Annotated in this window: 11 protein-coding genes; 4 read left to right on the forward strand and 7 right to left on the reverse strand. The window is 70.1% G+C overall.

What is annotated here, in order from left to right; genetic code table 11:
• Positions 1-18 precede the first annotated feature (18 nt).
• Positions 19-1,377 carry a DUF1996 domain-containing protein gene (locus AC068D_RS31655; protein WP_478826649.1) on the reverse strand — a complete coding sequence of 453 codons (1,359 nt, stop codon included), beginning with the start codon at positions 1,375-1,377 and terminating at the stop codon, positions 19-21.
• Between the two features lie 209 nt (positions 1,378-1,586).
• Between AC068D_RS31655 and AC068D_RS31660 the strand changes: the two genes are divergently transcribed.
• Positions 1,587-2,909 carry a pyridoxal phosphate-dependent aminotransferase gene (locus AC068D_RS31660; protein ID WP_478826560.1) on the forward strand — a complete coding sequence of 441 codons (1,323 nt, stop codon included), beginning with the start codon at positions 1,587-1,589 and terminating at the stop codon, positions 2,907-2,909.
• Between the two features lie 70 nt (positions 2,910-2,979).
• A complete protein-coding gene (locus AC068D_RS31665; RefSeq protein ID WP_478826561.1) occupies positions 2,980-3,768 on the forward strand; it encodes a GNAT family N-acetyltransferase in 789 nt (262 codons plus the stop codon).
• Positions 3,769-3,916: 148 nt separating this feature from the next.
• Here AC068D_RS31665 and AC068D_RS31670 read toward each other — a convergent pair whose 3' ends face one another.
• The 4 genes from AC068D_RS31670 to AC068D_RS31685 form a co-directional block, all read right to left on the reverse strand.
• Positions 3,917-4,831, reverse strand: a complete 915-nt coding sequence (locus tag AC068D_RS31670) for a LysR family transcriptional regulator (protein WP_478826562.1) — start codon at positions 4,829-4,831, stop codon at positions 3,917-3,919.
• A complete protein-coding gene (locus tag AC068D_RS31675) occupies positions 4,828-6,027 on the reverse strand; it encodes a glycine C-acetyltransferase (RefSeq protein WP_478826563.1) in 1,200 nt (399 codons plus the stop codon). Before AC068D_RS31675 ends, AC068D_RS31670 begins: the two co-directional genes overlap by 4 nt.
• 44 nt (positions 6,028-6,071) lie before the next feature.
• Entirely contained in the window at positions 6,072-7,100 is a 1,029-nt protein-coding gene (gene tdh / locus AC068D_RS31680; RefSeq protein WP_478826564.1) for an L-threonine 3-dehydrogenase, read from the reverse strand.
• 173 nt (positions 7,101-7,273) lie between these two features.
• On the reverse strand, positions 7,274-8,797 hold the full coding sequence (locus AC068D_RS31685; protein ID WP_478826565.1) for an alpha/beta fold hydrolase: 1,524 nt from the start codon (positions 8,795-8,797) through the stop codon (positions 7,274-7,276).
• Between the two features lie 195 nt (positions 8,798-8,992).
• On the opposite strand from AC068D_RS31685, the gene paaK reads away from it, so the two are divergent.
• Together paaK and AC068D_RS31695 are read left to right on the forward strand one after the other, a co-directional pair.
• On the forward strand, positions 8,993-10,300 hold the full coding sequence (gene paaK / locus AC068D_RS31690) for a phenylacetate--CoA ligase PaaK (protein WP_478826566.1): 1,308 nt from the start codon (positions 8,993-8,995) through the stop codon (positions 10,298-10,300).
• Between the two features lie 460 nt (positions 10,301-10,760).
• A complete protein-coding gene (locus tag AC068D_RS31695; RefSeq protein ID WP_478826567.1) occupies positions 10,761-11,306 on the forward strand; it encodes a hypothetical protein in 546 nt (181 codons plus the stop codon).
• Positions 11,307-11,429: 123 nt separating this feature from the next.
• Here AC068D_RS31695 and AC068D_RS31700 read toward each other — a convergent pair whose 3' ends face one another.
• Together AC068D_RS31700 and AC068D_RS31705 are read right to left on the reverse strand one after the other, a co-directional pair.
• Positions 11,430-12,941: an acyl-CoA synthetase gene (locus tag AC068D_RS31700; RefSeq protein WP_478826568.1), complete on the reverse strand. Its 1,512-nt coding sequence runs from the start codon at positions 12,939-12,941 to the stop codon at positions 11,430-11,432.
• A gap of 51 nt (positions 12,942-12,992) precedes the next feature.
• Positions 12,993-14,093 carry a calcium:cation antiporter gene (locus AC068D_RS31705; protein WP_478826569.1) on the reverse strand — a complete coding sequence of 367 codons (1,101 nt, stop codon included), beginning with the start codon at positions 14,091-14,093 and terminating at the stop codon, positions 12,993-12,995.
• Between the last annotated feature and the right edge of the window lie 33 nt (positions 14,094-14,126).

Consider the following 14,126-nt stretch of genomic DNA (forward strand, 5'->3'; position numbering starts at 1 on the left):
GCCGGGGCAGAGCTGTGGTCAGCCGCAGCGGCGGCCGGTGTTGATGCAGGTCACGGCTTGCCTCATCAATGAGGTCGGCATGGCGTTGATGAAATCGCCGTGGTCGGTGACGGGCTTGTGGAGCGACTCCGGGAAGCTGTCGATGGCGAAGGCGGTGGTCCCGGCGAGTCCGTCGTAGGTGACGCGCTGGACGAGTTGCGGGATCGCCCGGAATCCGGAGGGGCACGTGCCCCGGGCGTCGGCGAAGGCCACATGGGCGCGGTGATTGGCGCTGTCGGTGTTGCTGCCGTCCCAGCAACTCTGGAACTTGGCCACACGGACCAGCCTGCTGCCCTGCGGGCAGATCGGGTACTTGTCCTTCAACTCGACACGGTTCTCGAAACCCGTGCAGGTGAAGCGGGCATTGGCGTTGGCTCCGCCGTTGGCATTGGCCTTGGCGTCTCCGGTGATGATGCGCAGAAACCGCGGCATGGCCGTCACCTTGGACTGCGGGTTGCCGATGAACTGCAACGAGACGGACGCGGGTGTGAGGATCTTCCCGACGTTGCCCTCCGCTCCCCCGCCCTGCTTGTCCGCGTCCGACTCCTGGACGCCGTTGCGGTCGCGCAGCACGGGCCAGTAGTAGGTCGACCGGTCACCGTTGGTGCAGGTCGTTCTGCTTGCGGCCAGCGACTGGTCACTGGTGAAGCCGTTCACGCCGATCGCGCCCACGTAGTCGTGGGTGTGGTGGGCGCCATTGACGACTCCGGGGGCCACGATGACGTTGTCGGAGTTGAACTGCCCCTGCGCGTTGACGCCGCATCGCGACCGGAAGATCCCCGTGGACGCTCCACGGCCGTTGCGCGCCTTCTGCACATTCGGCCGTACCTTGGTGATGTCGACGAAGTCCTCGGGCGACGGGCCGCTCTCGGGCGCCTGCTGCCCGGCCCCCGAGCCGGCTGCGGCCTTGGCCTCGACCGCTCCCGGGGCGCCGGTGGCGCAGGTCGCCAGGCTCTGCAGGTTCCACGGCCGTTCGGCCCCGGCGCGTTCGACCGCGATCTCGATCCGCTCCAGAGCGGCCGACCGTTTGGACCACAAGGGGTCGAGCACGGTGCGGGGCGACACGCCCTTCTCCGCGGACAGCCGTGTACCGGCCCCCTTGACGTCCTGCTCCATCAGGCCGAGCTCCCTGCGTACCTCGGCACGGGCCCTCCGGGGAATGTCCGGAAGCCGCTTCTCGACCGACGGGCAGACGACGGTGCCGGCGCGCTGTTCCCCGGAACCACTGGCGCTGGCAACGGCGTTGACCGCCACCAGTCCACCGCCGCCCAGTACCAGCCCGGCCACTGCGAGCAGTGCCTTTCGCCGGGTGCGGTTCATCTTGTGCCGCTGATTCATGAAGTGCACTCGCTTTCTCCTGGGTTCGACCGGCGCCTTGGCGGACTCCCGGACGACGGACCCCCGTTGGCGGCCCACTCTGACGATCGGTGTCCACATCCGCCCCATGAGTCCCAGCGGCGTCACAGACTCGTAAGCTCTGCCCCGGTTGAGCAAGGTCGCGCAGACGTACGTACTCCCCGGCAGGCAGCCACCCCCGGAGGACCCCCATGGCCGAAGCCGGCAGCAATGTGACCGAGCTCTTCCGCGTATCCACCGCACACAGTCCCTCGTACTTCACGCTGAGCAGGGCGGGGGCCGCGGGGCCGGGTGGCGCGGCGGGCGCCGGAATGCCGATCGTCGACTTCTGCATCCCGTGCAATCCGTACTTTCCGACGCCCGAGATGTTCGATGCCCTGGGCGACCGGCTTCGGGAGATCCTCACGTACTACCCGAGCAGTGCGGACACCATCACCGCAGAGCTCTGCTCGGTGCTCGGCCTCAATCCGCAGACCGTCGCCATGGGCAACGGCTCCACCGAGTTGATCACCTGGATCGACCATCTGCTGGTGCGTGACTCACTCGCGGTGCCCGTCCCGACCTTCGGGCGGTGGACGGACCAGCCGATGGAGACCGGCAAGCGGGTCGACATGTTCCCGCTGCCGGAGGCCAATGGATTTGCCCTCGATCCGGCTTCGTTCGTGGAATTCGTGCGCGCCCGCGGGTCTCGTACGGCGGTCATCTGCAACCCGAACAACCCCGATGGCGGTCTGCTGCCCCGCCATGGTGTCCTCGCCCTGCTCGACCAGCTTCAGGATCTGGATCTGGTCGTCGTCGACGAGTCGTTCCTGGAGTTCGCCGACGCCGAGTCGGACTCGAGCGTCGTATCGGATGCCGTGCTGCGCCCCAACACGATCGTGCTGCGCAGCCTCGGGAAGAACTTCGGTCTGCACGGCGTGCGCTTCGGCTATCTCGTGGCCAATCCGGGGCTGGCGGGGCGCGTGCGGGCGGCGCTGCCCAAATGGAACCTGAACTCCTTCGCGGAGACAGTGGTGTTCATGCTCAAGGAGCACCGGATGGAGTACTCCCAGAGCCTGCGCCTGGTCCAGCGGGACCGCCAGGAGATGATCTGGCATCTGAGTCGGCTGCCCGGCCTGACCGTGTACCCCTCGCAGGGAAACTTCGTCTACGTGCGGCTGCCGGAGGGCTTCGACGGGGCGGCGCTGCGCGACCGGCTGCTGGAGGAGCACGGAGTCCTGATCCGGGAATGCGGCAACAAGATCGGCAGTTCCAGCCGCTATCTGCGGCTCGTGGTGCGGCCGCAGGCGGATGTGCAGCGGCTGGTGGCGGGACTGGAACGGACGATGTACGCGATGCAGCAGGTGCCGATGCAGGCGCCGGCACAGTTCCAGGGACCCGTTGCGGTGCCGATGCCCGGACAGGGGCCCGTACCCGTGCCGGCGGCCGGTCCGGGGCCCGGGCCGATGCCCGCGCTCGCGCTGCCCTACGGATCCGGTACCGCGGCTGTGGACAGAGTGGTGAGGGGGGCCTGACCCCTGGCGGGACGGCGGCCGACGTCGAAATTCCGTTGCCGCGCACGGCGGCCGCTGCTGAAGTGACCGGATGGATCACGATGCGGTGTCGGCGCTGTACGACCACCAGATGCGGGAGCACGCCCCGGCCGACGGGCCGGGGGTCCGGATCGAGCGCACGGCACACGTCGTGCGGCAGACCGGCGGGGAGCACGACTGGAACGGGGTCCTGTGGTCGGATCTGGACCCGGCCTCGGCCGACGGGGCCATCGATGATCAGATACGGCACTTCTCCTCTCTCGGGCTCGAGTTCGAGTGGAAGCTGTACGGACACGACCGTCCGGCCGACCTCGCGGATCGGCTGATGGCCGCCGGGTTCGTGCCGGAGCCCGAGGAGACCGTGCTGGTCGCCGGGACGGGTCGCCCGCCTGCCGTTGCCCCGCTGCCGGAGGGGGTCGAGCTGCGGGAGGTCACCGGAGCGGCGGGCGCCGATCTCGTGGCACGGGTCCATGAGCAGGCGTTCGGCAGCGACGCCACCCGACTGCGGGAGCGGCTGCTCGCCCAGTTGTCCGCCCCGGCGCCCACGGTGGTCGCGGTCGTCGCCATGGCCGGTGACATACCGGTCGGCTCGTCCCGGCTGGAGATGCCGCCGCACAGCGACTTCGCGGGCCTGTGGGGCGGCGGGACCGTGCCCGGGTGGCGCGGCCGCGGGATCTACCGGGCCTCCGTCGCCTTCCGTACCCGCCTCGCGGCCGCCCGTGGCTACCGCTTCGTCCAGGTGGACGCGATGCCCACGAGCCGGCCGGTGCTGCAGCGCCTGGGCTTCACCGAACTGACCACGACGACGCCGTATGTGTACCGGCCGCGGCCGGTCGCCTGACGCGTGACGCCCGATGCCTGACACCGGACTGGACGAGTGGCCCTGCGGGCACCGGATCCGGGGAGTGCGTGTCGGGCTTCGGCAGGGCATCGGTACGGCGTCTCCGTCAGCCGCCGTTGACGGGAAGCCGCCCGGGGAAGGGCCGGTGTCAGCCGGTGGAGAGTCCAGCCGCCGAGCGCACCAGGGCGTCCAGCACCGGGCTGAGGAGCGGATGGCTCTCGGCGCCGCGACGGACCGCCGCGAAGACACGGCGAGTGGCGGCCGGGCCGGCGACGGGGAGGACGACAGTGTCCTTCAGTTCCATGCCGCGCAGCGCCGAGCGCGGGACGAGGGCTACCCCGGCGCCTGCGCCCGCCAGGGCAACGACGGCGCGGAAGTCGTCCGACGAGTGCACGAGCCGTGGCTCGAACCCTGCGAGCTCGCAGGCGAGGAGCATCACGTCATGGCAAGGGTTGCCGGGGTACGGACCGATCCATTCGCTGTCGCCCAGCTGGGCGAGTTCCACCCTGTCCCCTCCCGCCAGCGGGTGGCCTGAGTGCAGGACCGCGTCGAAGGGCTCGGCGTAGAGCGGAACACGGGCCAGTCGGCGGTCGTCCTCGCGGGGCGCCCCGCGGTATTCCACCGCGAGGGCCAGATCGGCCTCCCCGTCGAGAACCATGGGCAGGCTCTCGTCGCCCTCGGCGTCCCTGACCCGGACCCGGATACCGGGCTGCTCGTCGGCCAGCCGTCCTACCGCGGGGGCGAGGACCTCGGCGATACCGGTCGCGAAGGCCGCGACGGTGACCTCTCCGGCCGCGCCGCCCGCGTAGGCGGCCAGCTCGGCCTCGGCGCGCTCCAGCTGCGAGAGCACCGCGTGGGCGTGGGTGAGCAGGATCTCGCCCGCCGCGGTCAGACGCACGCCGCGCCCACTGCGGATCAGCAGCGTGTGGCCGGTCTCCTGTTCCAGGGCGGCAAGCTGCTGGGAGACGGCCGAGGGGGTCAGATACAGCGCTGCGGCCGCGGCGGTCACCGTACGGTGGTCCGCCACGGCACGCAGTATGCGAAGCCTGCGCGGGTCGATCACCCAGCCATTGTCGCCCGCGCGTCGACGAATGCCGCCACCGCCCGCTCCACATCCTCGGTGGAGTGGGCCGCGGAGAGCTGGACGCGGATACGGGCCTGCCCCATCGGGACCACGGGGTACGAGAAACCGATCACATACACCCCGCGCTCGAGGAGCAGCTCGGCCATGCGGCCCGCCTCGGCGGCGTCGCCGATCATCACCGGGGCGATGGCGTGGTCGCCGGGCAGGATCTCGAAGCCGGCCTCCGTCATCCTCGTGCGGAAGAGCGCGGTGTTCGCCGCGAGCTTGTCGCGCAGGTCACCGGCGGACTCGAGCAGGTCGAGGACCTTGAGGGAGGCCGCCGCGATGACCGGGGCGAGGGAGTTCGAGAACAGATACGGGCGGGAGCGCTGGCGCAGCAGCTCCACGATCTCCGCCCGGGCCGCGACATAGCCGCCGGACGCGCCGCCCAGGGCCTTGCCGAGGGTGCCGGTGATGATGTCGACACGGTCCATGACTCCGTGCAGCTCCGGGGTGCCGCGGCCGCCGGGGCCCACGAAGCCGACGGCGTGCGAGTCGTCGACCATGACCATGGCGTCGTAGCGGTCGGCGAGGTCGCAGATCTCGCGCAGCGGGGCCACGTAGCCGTCCATGGAGAAGACACCGTCGGTGACGATCAGGCGGCGGCGGGCGCCGCCCTCGACGGCCTCCTTCAGCTGCTGCTCGAGATCGGCGAGGTCGCGGTTTGCGTAGCGGTAGCGGCGGGCCTTGGAGAGGCGGATGCCGTCGATGATGCTCGCGTGGTTGAGGGCGTCGGAGATGACGGCGTCCTCGGGGCCGAGGAGGGTCTCGAAGACGCCTCCGTTGGCGTCGAAGCAGGAGGAATAGAGGATCGTGTCCTCCTGGCCCAGGAAGGCGGAGAGTCGGCTCTCCAGCTCCTTGTGGACCTCCTGGGTGCCGCAGATGAAGCGGACGGAGGCCATGCCGTAGCCCCAGCGGTCCAGGGCCTCCTTGCCGGCGGCGACGACCTCGGGGTGGTCGGCGAGACCGAGGTAGTTGTTGGCGCAGAAGTTCAGCACATCGCCGGGGGCGCCGCCCGCGGTGACGGCGACCGAGGCGGACTGGGGGGTGCCGATGACGCGCTCGGGCTTGTGGAGACCGGCGGCGCGGATCTCGTCGAGGGTGGCACGGAGGTCGTCGCGTACGGACGCGTACATGAAGGGTTCTCCCTTGAGGGGTGGCTGCGAGCCGAGGCGGAGGGTCAGACGGTCCAGTCGAGGATGATCTTGCCGCTGCGGGCGGTGGCGGCCTCGTCGAAGGCTGCGGCGAAGTCCTGGTAGCCGTAGCTGCCGGTGATGACGGGGCTGAGGTCGAGCCCGCCCTCCAGCAGCACCGTCATCGCGTACCAGGTCTCGAACATCTCGCGGCCGTAGATGCCCTTGATGGTGATCATCGACGTGACGATCTTCGACCAGTCCACGGCGAATTCCTGCGCGGGCAGACCGAGCATCGCGATCCTGCCGCCGTGCGTCATGTTGTCGATCATGTCGCGGACCGCTTCGGGACGGCCGGACATCTCCAGGCCGATGTCGAAGCCCTCCTTGAGGCCGAGTGTGCGCTGTGCATCGGCGATGCCGGTCTCGGCGACATTGACGGCGAGGGTGGCACCGACCTTGCGGGCGAGCTCGAGGCGCGGTTCGCTCACATCGGTGATCACGACGTTGCGGGCACCTGCGTGCCGGGCGACCGCGGCGGCCATGACACCGATCGGGCCCGCGCCGGTGATCAGCACGTCCTCGCCGACCAGCGGGAACGACAGCGCGGTGTGCACCGCGTTGCCGAACGGGTCGAAGATCGCGGCCACGTCCAGATCGACATGAGTGCGGTGCACCCACACATTGGACGCGGGCAGGGCGACGTACTCGGCGAACGCGCCGTCGCGCCCGACGCCGAGACCGATCGTGCTGCGGCACAGATGGCGGCGGCCCGCCAGACAGTTGCGGCACTTTCCGCAGACGAGGTGTCCTTCGCCGCTGACCAGGTCACCGACGGCGATGTCCTGGACGTCCGCGCCGATCGCCGCGACCTCGCCGACGAACTCGTGGCCGATGACGAGGGGGGTGTCGATCGTCTGCTGCGCCCAGCCGTCCCAGGAGCGGATGTGGAGGTCGGTACCGCAGATGCCGGTGCGGAGCACCTTGATCAGCACATCCCCGGGGCCGTATTCCGGCTCGGGTACGTCCATGAGCCACAGCCCGGGCTCGGCGTGCTGCTTGACAAGTGCCTTCATCGTGCGGCTCCAGGCATTGCGGGGTGGTGCTGACCAGGTGCGAAGCTTGATCAGTGGACGCGCACCAATCTGCCGAGATCGGGCCGTTCAGTCCATCGAGGATTTCTTAAGCGGGCCGACAGCAGAGCTTCACGCCCCCTGCCGCGCTGCCGTACCACCGCCGGGCTCCCCGCTCAGATGCCGAACTCCCCGACGGCCGCGAGGAACTCGTCGGGCCGTGTCTCGTGGATGAGATGGCCGGCGTCGACGGTGACGAGCCGGGCATCGGGAATCCGTTCGGCGAGCCGGATCAGATGCTCCTGGTTGACGTGGCTGCGCTCCCCACCCGCGATGACGAGGACCGGTGCGGTGATGGCCTCGAGACGGTCGAGCCAGGCCGGATCCGGGGCGTTCAGCTCGGCATCCGTCGCGGTGACGACGGGCCAGTCGAAGGCGAGCGTTCCTTCGGGCCGTTCCGCCACGGGCCGCGGCGGGTCGAGCGGGATGAACGGCGGGCAGTCCTCGAGCACGAGCCGGCCGATGAGCGAGGGCTCGTCCTCGGCCAGCAGACAGGCCGCCATACCGCCCATCGAGTGGCCGATGACCGAGGTGCCCTGCAACCCCAGCGTGGTGATGAAGGCACGGAGGTCGTCGCGGAAAAGGGTGAAGGAGTAGCGGCCGGGCCAGTCGCTGAGACCGTGGCCGCGCAGGTCGAGCGCGTACACCCGGTGAGTGGCGGCGAGCTGTTCCGCGATGCCCGTCCATTCGCGGGTGCTGCCGCCCCGGCCGTGGACCAGGACGACGGGCGGGGCGTCCGGCTCGCCCCAGGTCCGGTGGGCGAGGCGCACCCCGTCGGGCGTCGTGATGCTGCCGACGCCGGGTTCGAGGAACGCGGCGACGGTACGGCGGAAGGCGCCGGGGTCGTCCAGCCACGGATAGTGCGCGGCGCCCGCCTGCACCGCCACCTCCGCGTCGGGGAACAGGGCGGCGAACTCGGCCGCCCGCGCGGGGGTGGGGCCGCCGTCGTACTCGCCGGCGAGCACCAGGACCGGGGCGTCCAGGGCGGCGAGGGCCTTCACGGTGGCCGGCGGGTCGAACGCGCCCTCCCCGTGGTAGAGACCCCTGGCCTGGTGGTTGGACTGGTGGGCGTCGTCCGCGGCGTGCGTCCTCGCGGCGGCGTCCCAGCGGCCGTACATGAACGGGACCATGTCGGACCAGAGGTCGTCGAGTTCACCGCCGGCCAGGAACGACTCCCAGGCGGCCCGGCCCGCCTCGAACCACGGCTCGCCCTCGCGCAGGGCGACGGCGTCCCGCCAGTCCTGTTCGCTCGCGACCATGCCGACGGCGCGGGTGCCGGGGGTGACGAGGGTGAGCGAGCGCACGCGCGCGGGGTGCACGGCTGCGTACAGGACGGCGAGATTCCCGGAGGCCGAGTGCGCCAGGATGTCGGCGCGGTCGAGTCCGAGATGGTCACGGAGGGCCTCGACATCGCCGACGAGCCAGTCACAGCGGTACGTCGCCGGGTCGTCGGGCATGGCGGAGTCACCGGTACCGCGCAGGTCGAGCCGTACGAGCCTGCGATGGGCGGTGAGCCCTCCGAGGTCACCGAAGTAGGCGGAGGCACGCATCGGGCCGCCGGGCAGACAGATCAGCGGCTCCCCTTCTCCCTCGACGTGATAGGCGAGTGACGTCCCGTCGTGTGCGCTGAAGGTCGGCATACCGTGATCCTCTCCGGGCGTCCGTGATCACGCCAACGGATTCGTCACGAGGCGGCCCGGTTACGCCGAAAGCGCAGACCGGGACCGTGGGACGGGGGTCTTGACGCCCGGCGCGGCGGCTGGATTACTGATCCCGAACGGCTCGACCGAATGATCGGTCGCCCGACTCGGGAGCTGAACACGGGAGACCTCCGTATGACGGATCCGAAGGAACCGACGGACCTGGCCGGCCTGCTGGACGCCGGCGAGAGACTGAGCCGCGAGGACCTCCGCGCGCTTCAGCTCGAGCGACTGCGCGCGACCCTCGCTCATGCGTACGAGAACGTCGGCTTCTACCGTGAGTCGTTCGACAAGGCCGGACTGCGTCCGGAGGACTGCCGCTCGCTCGACGATCTGGCGCGCTTCCCGTTCACCGCGAAGACCGATCTCCGCGACAACTATCCGTTCGGGATGTTCGCCGTGGAGCAGTCACGGGTCCGGCGCATCCACGCCTCCAGCGGAACGACGGGGCGACCCACGGTCGTCGGCTACACCGACCGTGATCTCGACACCTGGGCGGACGTCGTGGCCAGGTCGATCCGGGCGGCGGGCGGGCGGCCCGGGCACAAGGTCCATGTGGCGTACGGATACGGCCTGTTCACGGGCGGCCTCGGCGCCCACTACGGGGCCGAGCGGCTTGGCTGCACGGTCATCCCCGCCTCGGGCGGGATGACGGCCCGGCAGGTGCAGCTGATCCAGGACTTCCGGCCCGAGATCATCATGGTGACGCCGTCCTACATGCTGACGCTGCTGGACGAGTTCGAGCGCCAGGGCGTCGACCCCCGGTCGACCTCGCTCGAGGTCGGGATCTTCGGGGCGGAGCCATGGACCGAGGAGATGCGGCGGGAGATCGAGGAGCGCTTCGCGATCGACGCCGTCGACATCTACGGGCTGTCCGAGGTGATCGGCCCGGGTGTGGCTCAGGAGTGTGTGGAGACCAAGGACGGGCTGCACATCTGGGAGGACCACTTCTACCCGGAGGTCGTGGACCCGTTCACCGGCGAGGTGCTGCCGGACGGGGAGGAGGGCGAGCTGGTGTTCACCTCGCTCACCAAGGAGGCCATGCCGGTGATCCGGTACCGGACCCGGGACCTGACAAGGCTGCTGCCGGGGACGGCGCGGGTGTTCCGGAGGATGGAGAAGGTCACCGGGCGCAGCGACGACATGATCATCCTCCGCGGTGTGAATCTGTTCCCCACACAGATCGAGGAGATCGTGCTCCGTACGCCGGGGGTCGCTCCGCACTTCCAGCTCCGGCTGACCCGCGAGGGCCGGATGGACGCGCTGACGGTACGGGCCGAGGCCCGCAGCGGCGCGTCGGCGGAGCAGCGGGCGGCGGCCGCTCGGCTGATCGCGGCGGCCGTGAAGGACGGCATCGGAGTGTCCGTGGAGGTGGAGGTGCTCGACCCGGAGACGCTGGAACGCTCGGTCGGCAAGATCAAGCGAATCGCGGACCTCCGGTAGGGCCACTCGCTCACGGCACCCTTGGGCGAGGCTCTCCCGTCAATCAGCGTTCCGGCCGGTCGGAGCCGTCGCCGGTTCGCAGGTGGCCGATGGCACGTCAGGGGCGGTACCACCGGATCACCCTCCGGCGAGCTGAGTCGTCGTCGGCAGGGCGGGGCCGGCGCCGGCCGGCAGCGAACCCGTGCCCGCATCGCTCCCGGGCCCGGAACCGCCGCCCGAGCCCGGGAGCGACCCGCCGCGGCTCACACGCCGGGCCTCGGAGCCCGTCGACCGGTCGTGCATGGGCGTGACCGGCCACATCGGGGTTCCAGCACCGCACAGCAGGGCGTCCGGGAGGAGCGCCTCCCCCGGACGGGCGCCCGCGGTTGCCGAGCGTCATCGGGCGACGGAGCATCGCACCGACGGCATCTGCTGCCCACGGGCCGGTCCCCGGCCGATTCTTCCTCCGGAGTGATGCAACATGGACACGTCCTCGCTGGCCGGGATCGAGTCGGTCGTCAGCGGCGGGAGGGCCGTGATGACGGCCGATGACAGCATCGTCGTCGACGCGGTGAAGGAGACCGTGAAGAGCGGCAGGACCGCGACCTTCTATCTGACCCCTGCTCAGTTCTCGGCCGTCAACGCGTGGTACTGGACCCCTCAGCGAATGAAGCACATGGGGCTGGAGCAGGTGCCGGACGAGGAGCTGGGCCGGATCAGGTCCGAACTGCGAACCGAGGAGACCGGCTTCGCCTACTCCAACCGGATCAAGTGCCAGTGCGGGGATGTGTACGGCGCATTCGAGTTTGTGAAGCAGGGAATCGCCGAGCACGGGCTTGCCGCCACGCAAGCTGTCTTCAGCATGAAAGACATGGCTGTCATCCGTGCCAATCCACACCAACAGGTGACATGTTCCAACTGCAGACGTCTGCTGGCGACGCCGCACTACTACGTCTACTGGCGCTACGGATGCTGCGTGGACCTGGACGACACGTCCACGGCGGCGTTCGCGGCCCGTCACCGCTGACGGCCAGGGCCTGTTCACCCCCGTCCGGCGAGCACTCCGACGGTTTGGCTGCCGTATCCGATGCCCGCATCGGCGTCCGGCGACCCGGACCGACCGCACGACCGGATCGCCATCGGCGTCCGCTCAGGGACGGAGCGCGGTGAAGCGGTCGCGCAGTTCCCGTTTGAGGATCTTCCCGCTGGCGTTGCGCGGCAGTTCGTCCACGAAGAGGATCCGTTTCGGCGCCTTGAAGCCGGCCAGCCGATCGCGCGCATGGGCGAGGAGCTCCGCCTCGGTCACCTCGCCGCGGGGTACGACGACGGCGGTGACGGCCTCGATCCAGCGTTCGTCGGGAAGGCCGACGACCGCCGCCTCGGCAACGGACGGATGGGTGTAGAGGGCGTCCTCGACCTGGCGGGAGGCGACCAGCACACCGCCGGAGTTGATGACGTCCTTCACCCTGTCGACGACCGTGAAGTACCCCTCGGCGTCACGGACCACCAGATCGCCGGAGTGGAACCAGCCGTCGCGGAAGGCCTCCTTGGTCTCCTCCGGCTTGTCCCAGTAGCCCTCGCAGAGTTGCGGCGATCGGTAGACGACCTCGCCCGCCGTACCGTCCGGCACCTCGTTTCCCGTCTCGTCGACGACCCTGGCCTCGACATGGCGTACCGTCCGGCCGCAGGAATCCATCCGGCCCTCGTGCTCGTGCGGTCCGAGTACGGTCGCGAGCGGGCCGATCTCGCTCTGCCCGAAGCAGTTGTAGAAGGCCAGTCCCGGCAGCCGGGAGCGCAGCCGTTCCAGCACGGGCACGGGCATGATGGACGCGCCGTAATAGGCCTTGCGCAGCGCGCCGAGGTCGCGGGTCTCGAACTGCGGGTGGTTGGCGAGGCCGATCCATACGGTCGGCGGAGCGAAGAGGCTGTCGGCCCGGCCCGATTCGACGAGGTCGAAGACCGTCCCGGCGTCGGGCCCGTCGAGAATGGTGTTCTCCGCGCCGACGGCCAGATACGGCAGCAGGAACACGTGCATCTGTGCCGAGTGGTAGAGCGGCAGTGAGTGGACGGGCCGGTCACCGGGCCGGAGATCGAGTGCCTCGATCGCGCTCGCGTACTCGTGCACCAGTGCCCGGTGCGTCATCATCGCGCCCTTGGGCAGTGCAGTGGTCCCCGAGGTGTACAGCAGCTGTACGAGTTCACCGGGATCCCGTCCGGTGTCGTGCCCACACGGCTCCGCGAGTGCGTTGAGCAGGGAATCGTCGGTGTCACGCAGGGCGTGTACGGCAGTCCCCGCGGGGACGCGGCCGGCAAGGTCCGGATCGGCGAGCACCAGCGAACTGCCGGACTGACGCAGGATGTAGTCCAGGTCGTCGCCGGTCAGATGGTGGTTGACGGGCACATGGACCAGTCCGGCCCGGGCGCAGGCCAGGAAGGCGATCAGATAGGCGTCGGAGTTGTGTCCGTAGGTGGCCACGCGATCGTGGGGGCGCAGGCCGCGTGCGCCGAGAAAGGCGGCGGCGGTGGTGACGGCCCGGTCGAGTTCGGCGTAGGTCCAGGACCGTTCGCCGTAGCGGACGGCGGTGCGGTCGGGGTCGCGCCGGGCGCTGAGGCGCACCACGCCGTCGACCGTACTGCTGAGGAGTTCCTCCAGAGCTGCCATGGCTGGATCCTGGGCGGCCGCCGCCCGGCGGTCAAGCGGGCGTCGCGCCGTTCAGGGGCTGAAGGAGAGGAAGACGAAGGCGGCGAACAGCACCAGGTGGACGCCGCCCTGGAGGAGTGTGGCGCGGCCGGGCACCACTGTGAGGGCGCTGACCACGGCGGTCAGCGTGAGGAGAACCGTGTGGGTGGCGTCCTCGCCGAGGATCAGCGTCCCGGGGAGCCAGATGGAGGCGAGCGCGATCGCCGGGATCGTGAGACCGATGCTCGCGATGGCGGAGCCGTAGGCGAGGTTGAGGCTGGTCTGCATGCGGTCCCTGCGTGCGGCGCGTACGGCGGCGAGGGTCTCGGGCATCAGGACCATCAGGGCGATGACGACACCGACGACGGACTGGTGCAGCCCCGCGGACTGCACGCCGTCCTCGATGGTGGGCGAGACGAGTTTCGCGTCGCCGACGACGGCGACGAGCGCCACGAACAGGAGCGCGACGCTCCACCACGTCTGCCGGACCGAGGGCGGCGGGGCATGCTCTTCGGTGTCCGCCTCCTCGCCGTCGCGGTGGACAGGCAGGAAGTAGTCGCGGTGCCGGACGGTCTGCACGGCGACGAAGAGGGCGTAGAGGCAGAGCGAGGCGACGGCGGCGAAGGCGAGCTGGGGCGCGGTGAACTGCGGCCCGGGGTGGCTTGTCGTGAACGTGGGCAGCACCAGGGTCATGGTGGCGAGGGTGCACACGGTCGCCAGCGCGCCGCCCGACCCCTCGGCGTGGAAGACGGCGACGCGTCTGCGCAACGCTGCGACCAGCACGGACAGTCCCACGATCCCGTTGCAGGTGATCATGACCGCGGCGAAGACCGTGTCCCTCGCGTACGTGGAGGGTTTGTCTCCGGCGCCCGCCATCAGGGTGACGATCAGGCCGACCTCGATGACGGTCACAGCGACGGCAAGCAGCAGGGAACCGAACGGCTCGCCGACGCGATGCGCGACCACTTCGGCGTGGTGCACGGCTGCGAGGACCGCGCCGACCAGACAGAGTCCTACGACGGTGACGGCGGATCCGGGCAGGACACGGCCCCAGCCGAGCACGAGGGCGACCGCTGCGACGACCGGCACCCAGGTGGTCCAATGCGGCCTCAGTGCCATCGTGCCGATCCTCATACGGGCCACGCTGCCAGGAGGCGGGGCGGCGCG

Source organism: Streptomyces sp. NPDC043861, assembly GCF_056435905.1.

Excerpts from the sequence above, each read along its gene's own strand:
- AC068D_RS31655 (WP_478826649.1), bottom strand. The coding sequence starts at position 1,377 with ATGAATCAGCGGCACAAGATGAACCGCACCCGGCGAAAGGCACTGCTC.
- AC068D_RS31660 (WP_478826560.1), top strand. The coding sequence starts at position 1,587 with ATGGCCGAAGCCGGCAGCAATGTGACCGAGCTCTTCCGCGTATCCACC.
- AC068D_RS31665 (WP_478826561.1), top strand. The coding sequence starts at position 2,980 with ATGGATCACGATGCGGTGTCGGCGCTGTACGACCACCAGATGCGGGAG.
- AC068D_RS31675 (WP_478826563.1), bottom strand. The coding sequence starts at position 6,027 with ATGTACGCGTCCGTACGCGACGACCTCCGTGCCACCCTCGACGAGATC.
- tdh (WP_478826564.1), bottom strand. The coding sequence starts at position 7,100 with ATGAAGGCACTTGTCAAGCAGCACGCCGAGCCCGGGCTGTGGCTCATG.
- AC068D_RS31685 (WP_478826565.1), bottom strand. The coding sequence starts at position 8,797 with ATGCCGACCTTCAGCGCACACGACGGGACGTCACTCGCCTATCACGTC.
- paaK (WP_478826566.1), top strand. The coding sequence starts at position 8,993 with ATGACGGATCCGAAGGAACCGACGGACCTGGCCGGCCTGCTGGACGCC.
- AC068D_RS31695 (WP_478826567.1), top strand. The coding sequence starts at position 10,761 with ATGGACACGTCCTCGCTGGCCGGGATCGAGTCGGTCGTCAGCGGCGGG.
- AC068D_RS31700 (WP_478826568.1), bottom strand. The coding sequence starts at position 12,941 with ATGGCAGCTCTGGAGGAACTCCTCAGCAGTACGGTCGACGGCGTGGTG.
- AC068D_RS31705 (WP_478826569.1), bottom strand. The coding sequence starts at position 14,093 with ATGAGGATCGGCACGATGGCACTGAGGCCGCATTGGACCACCTGGGTG.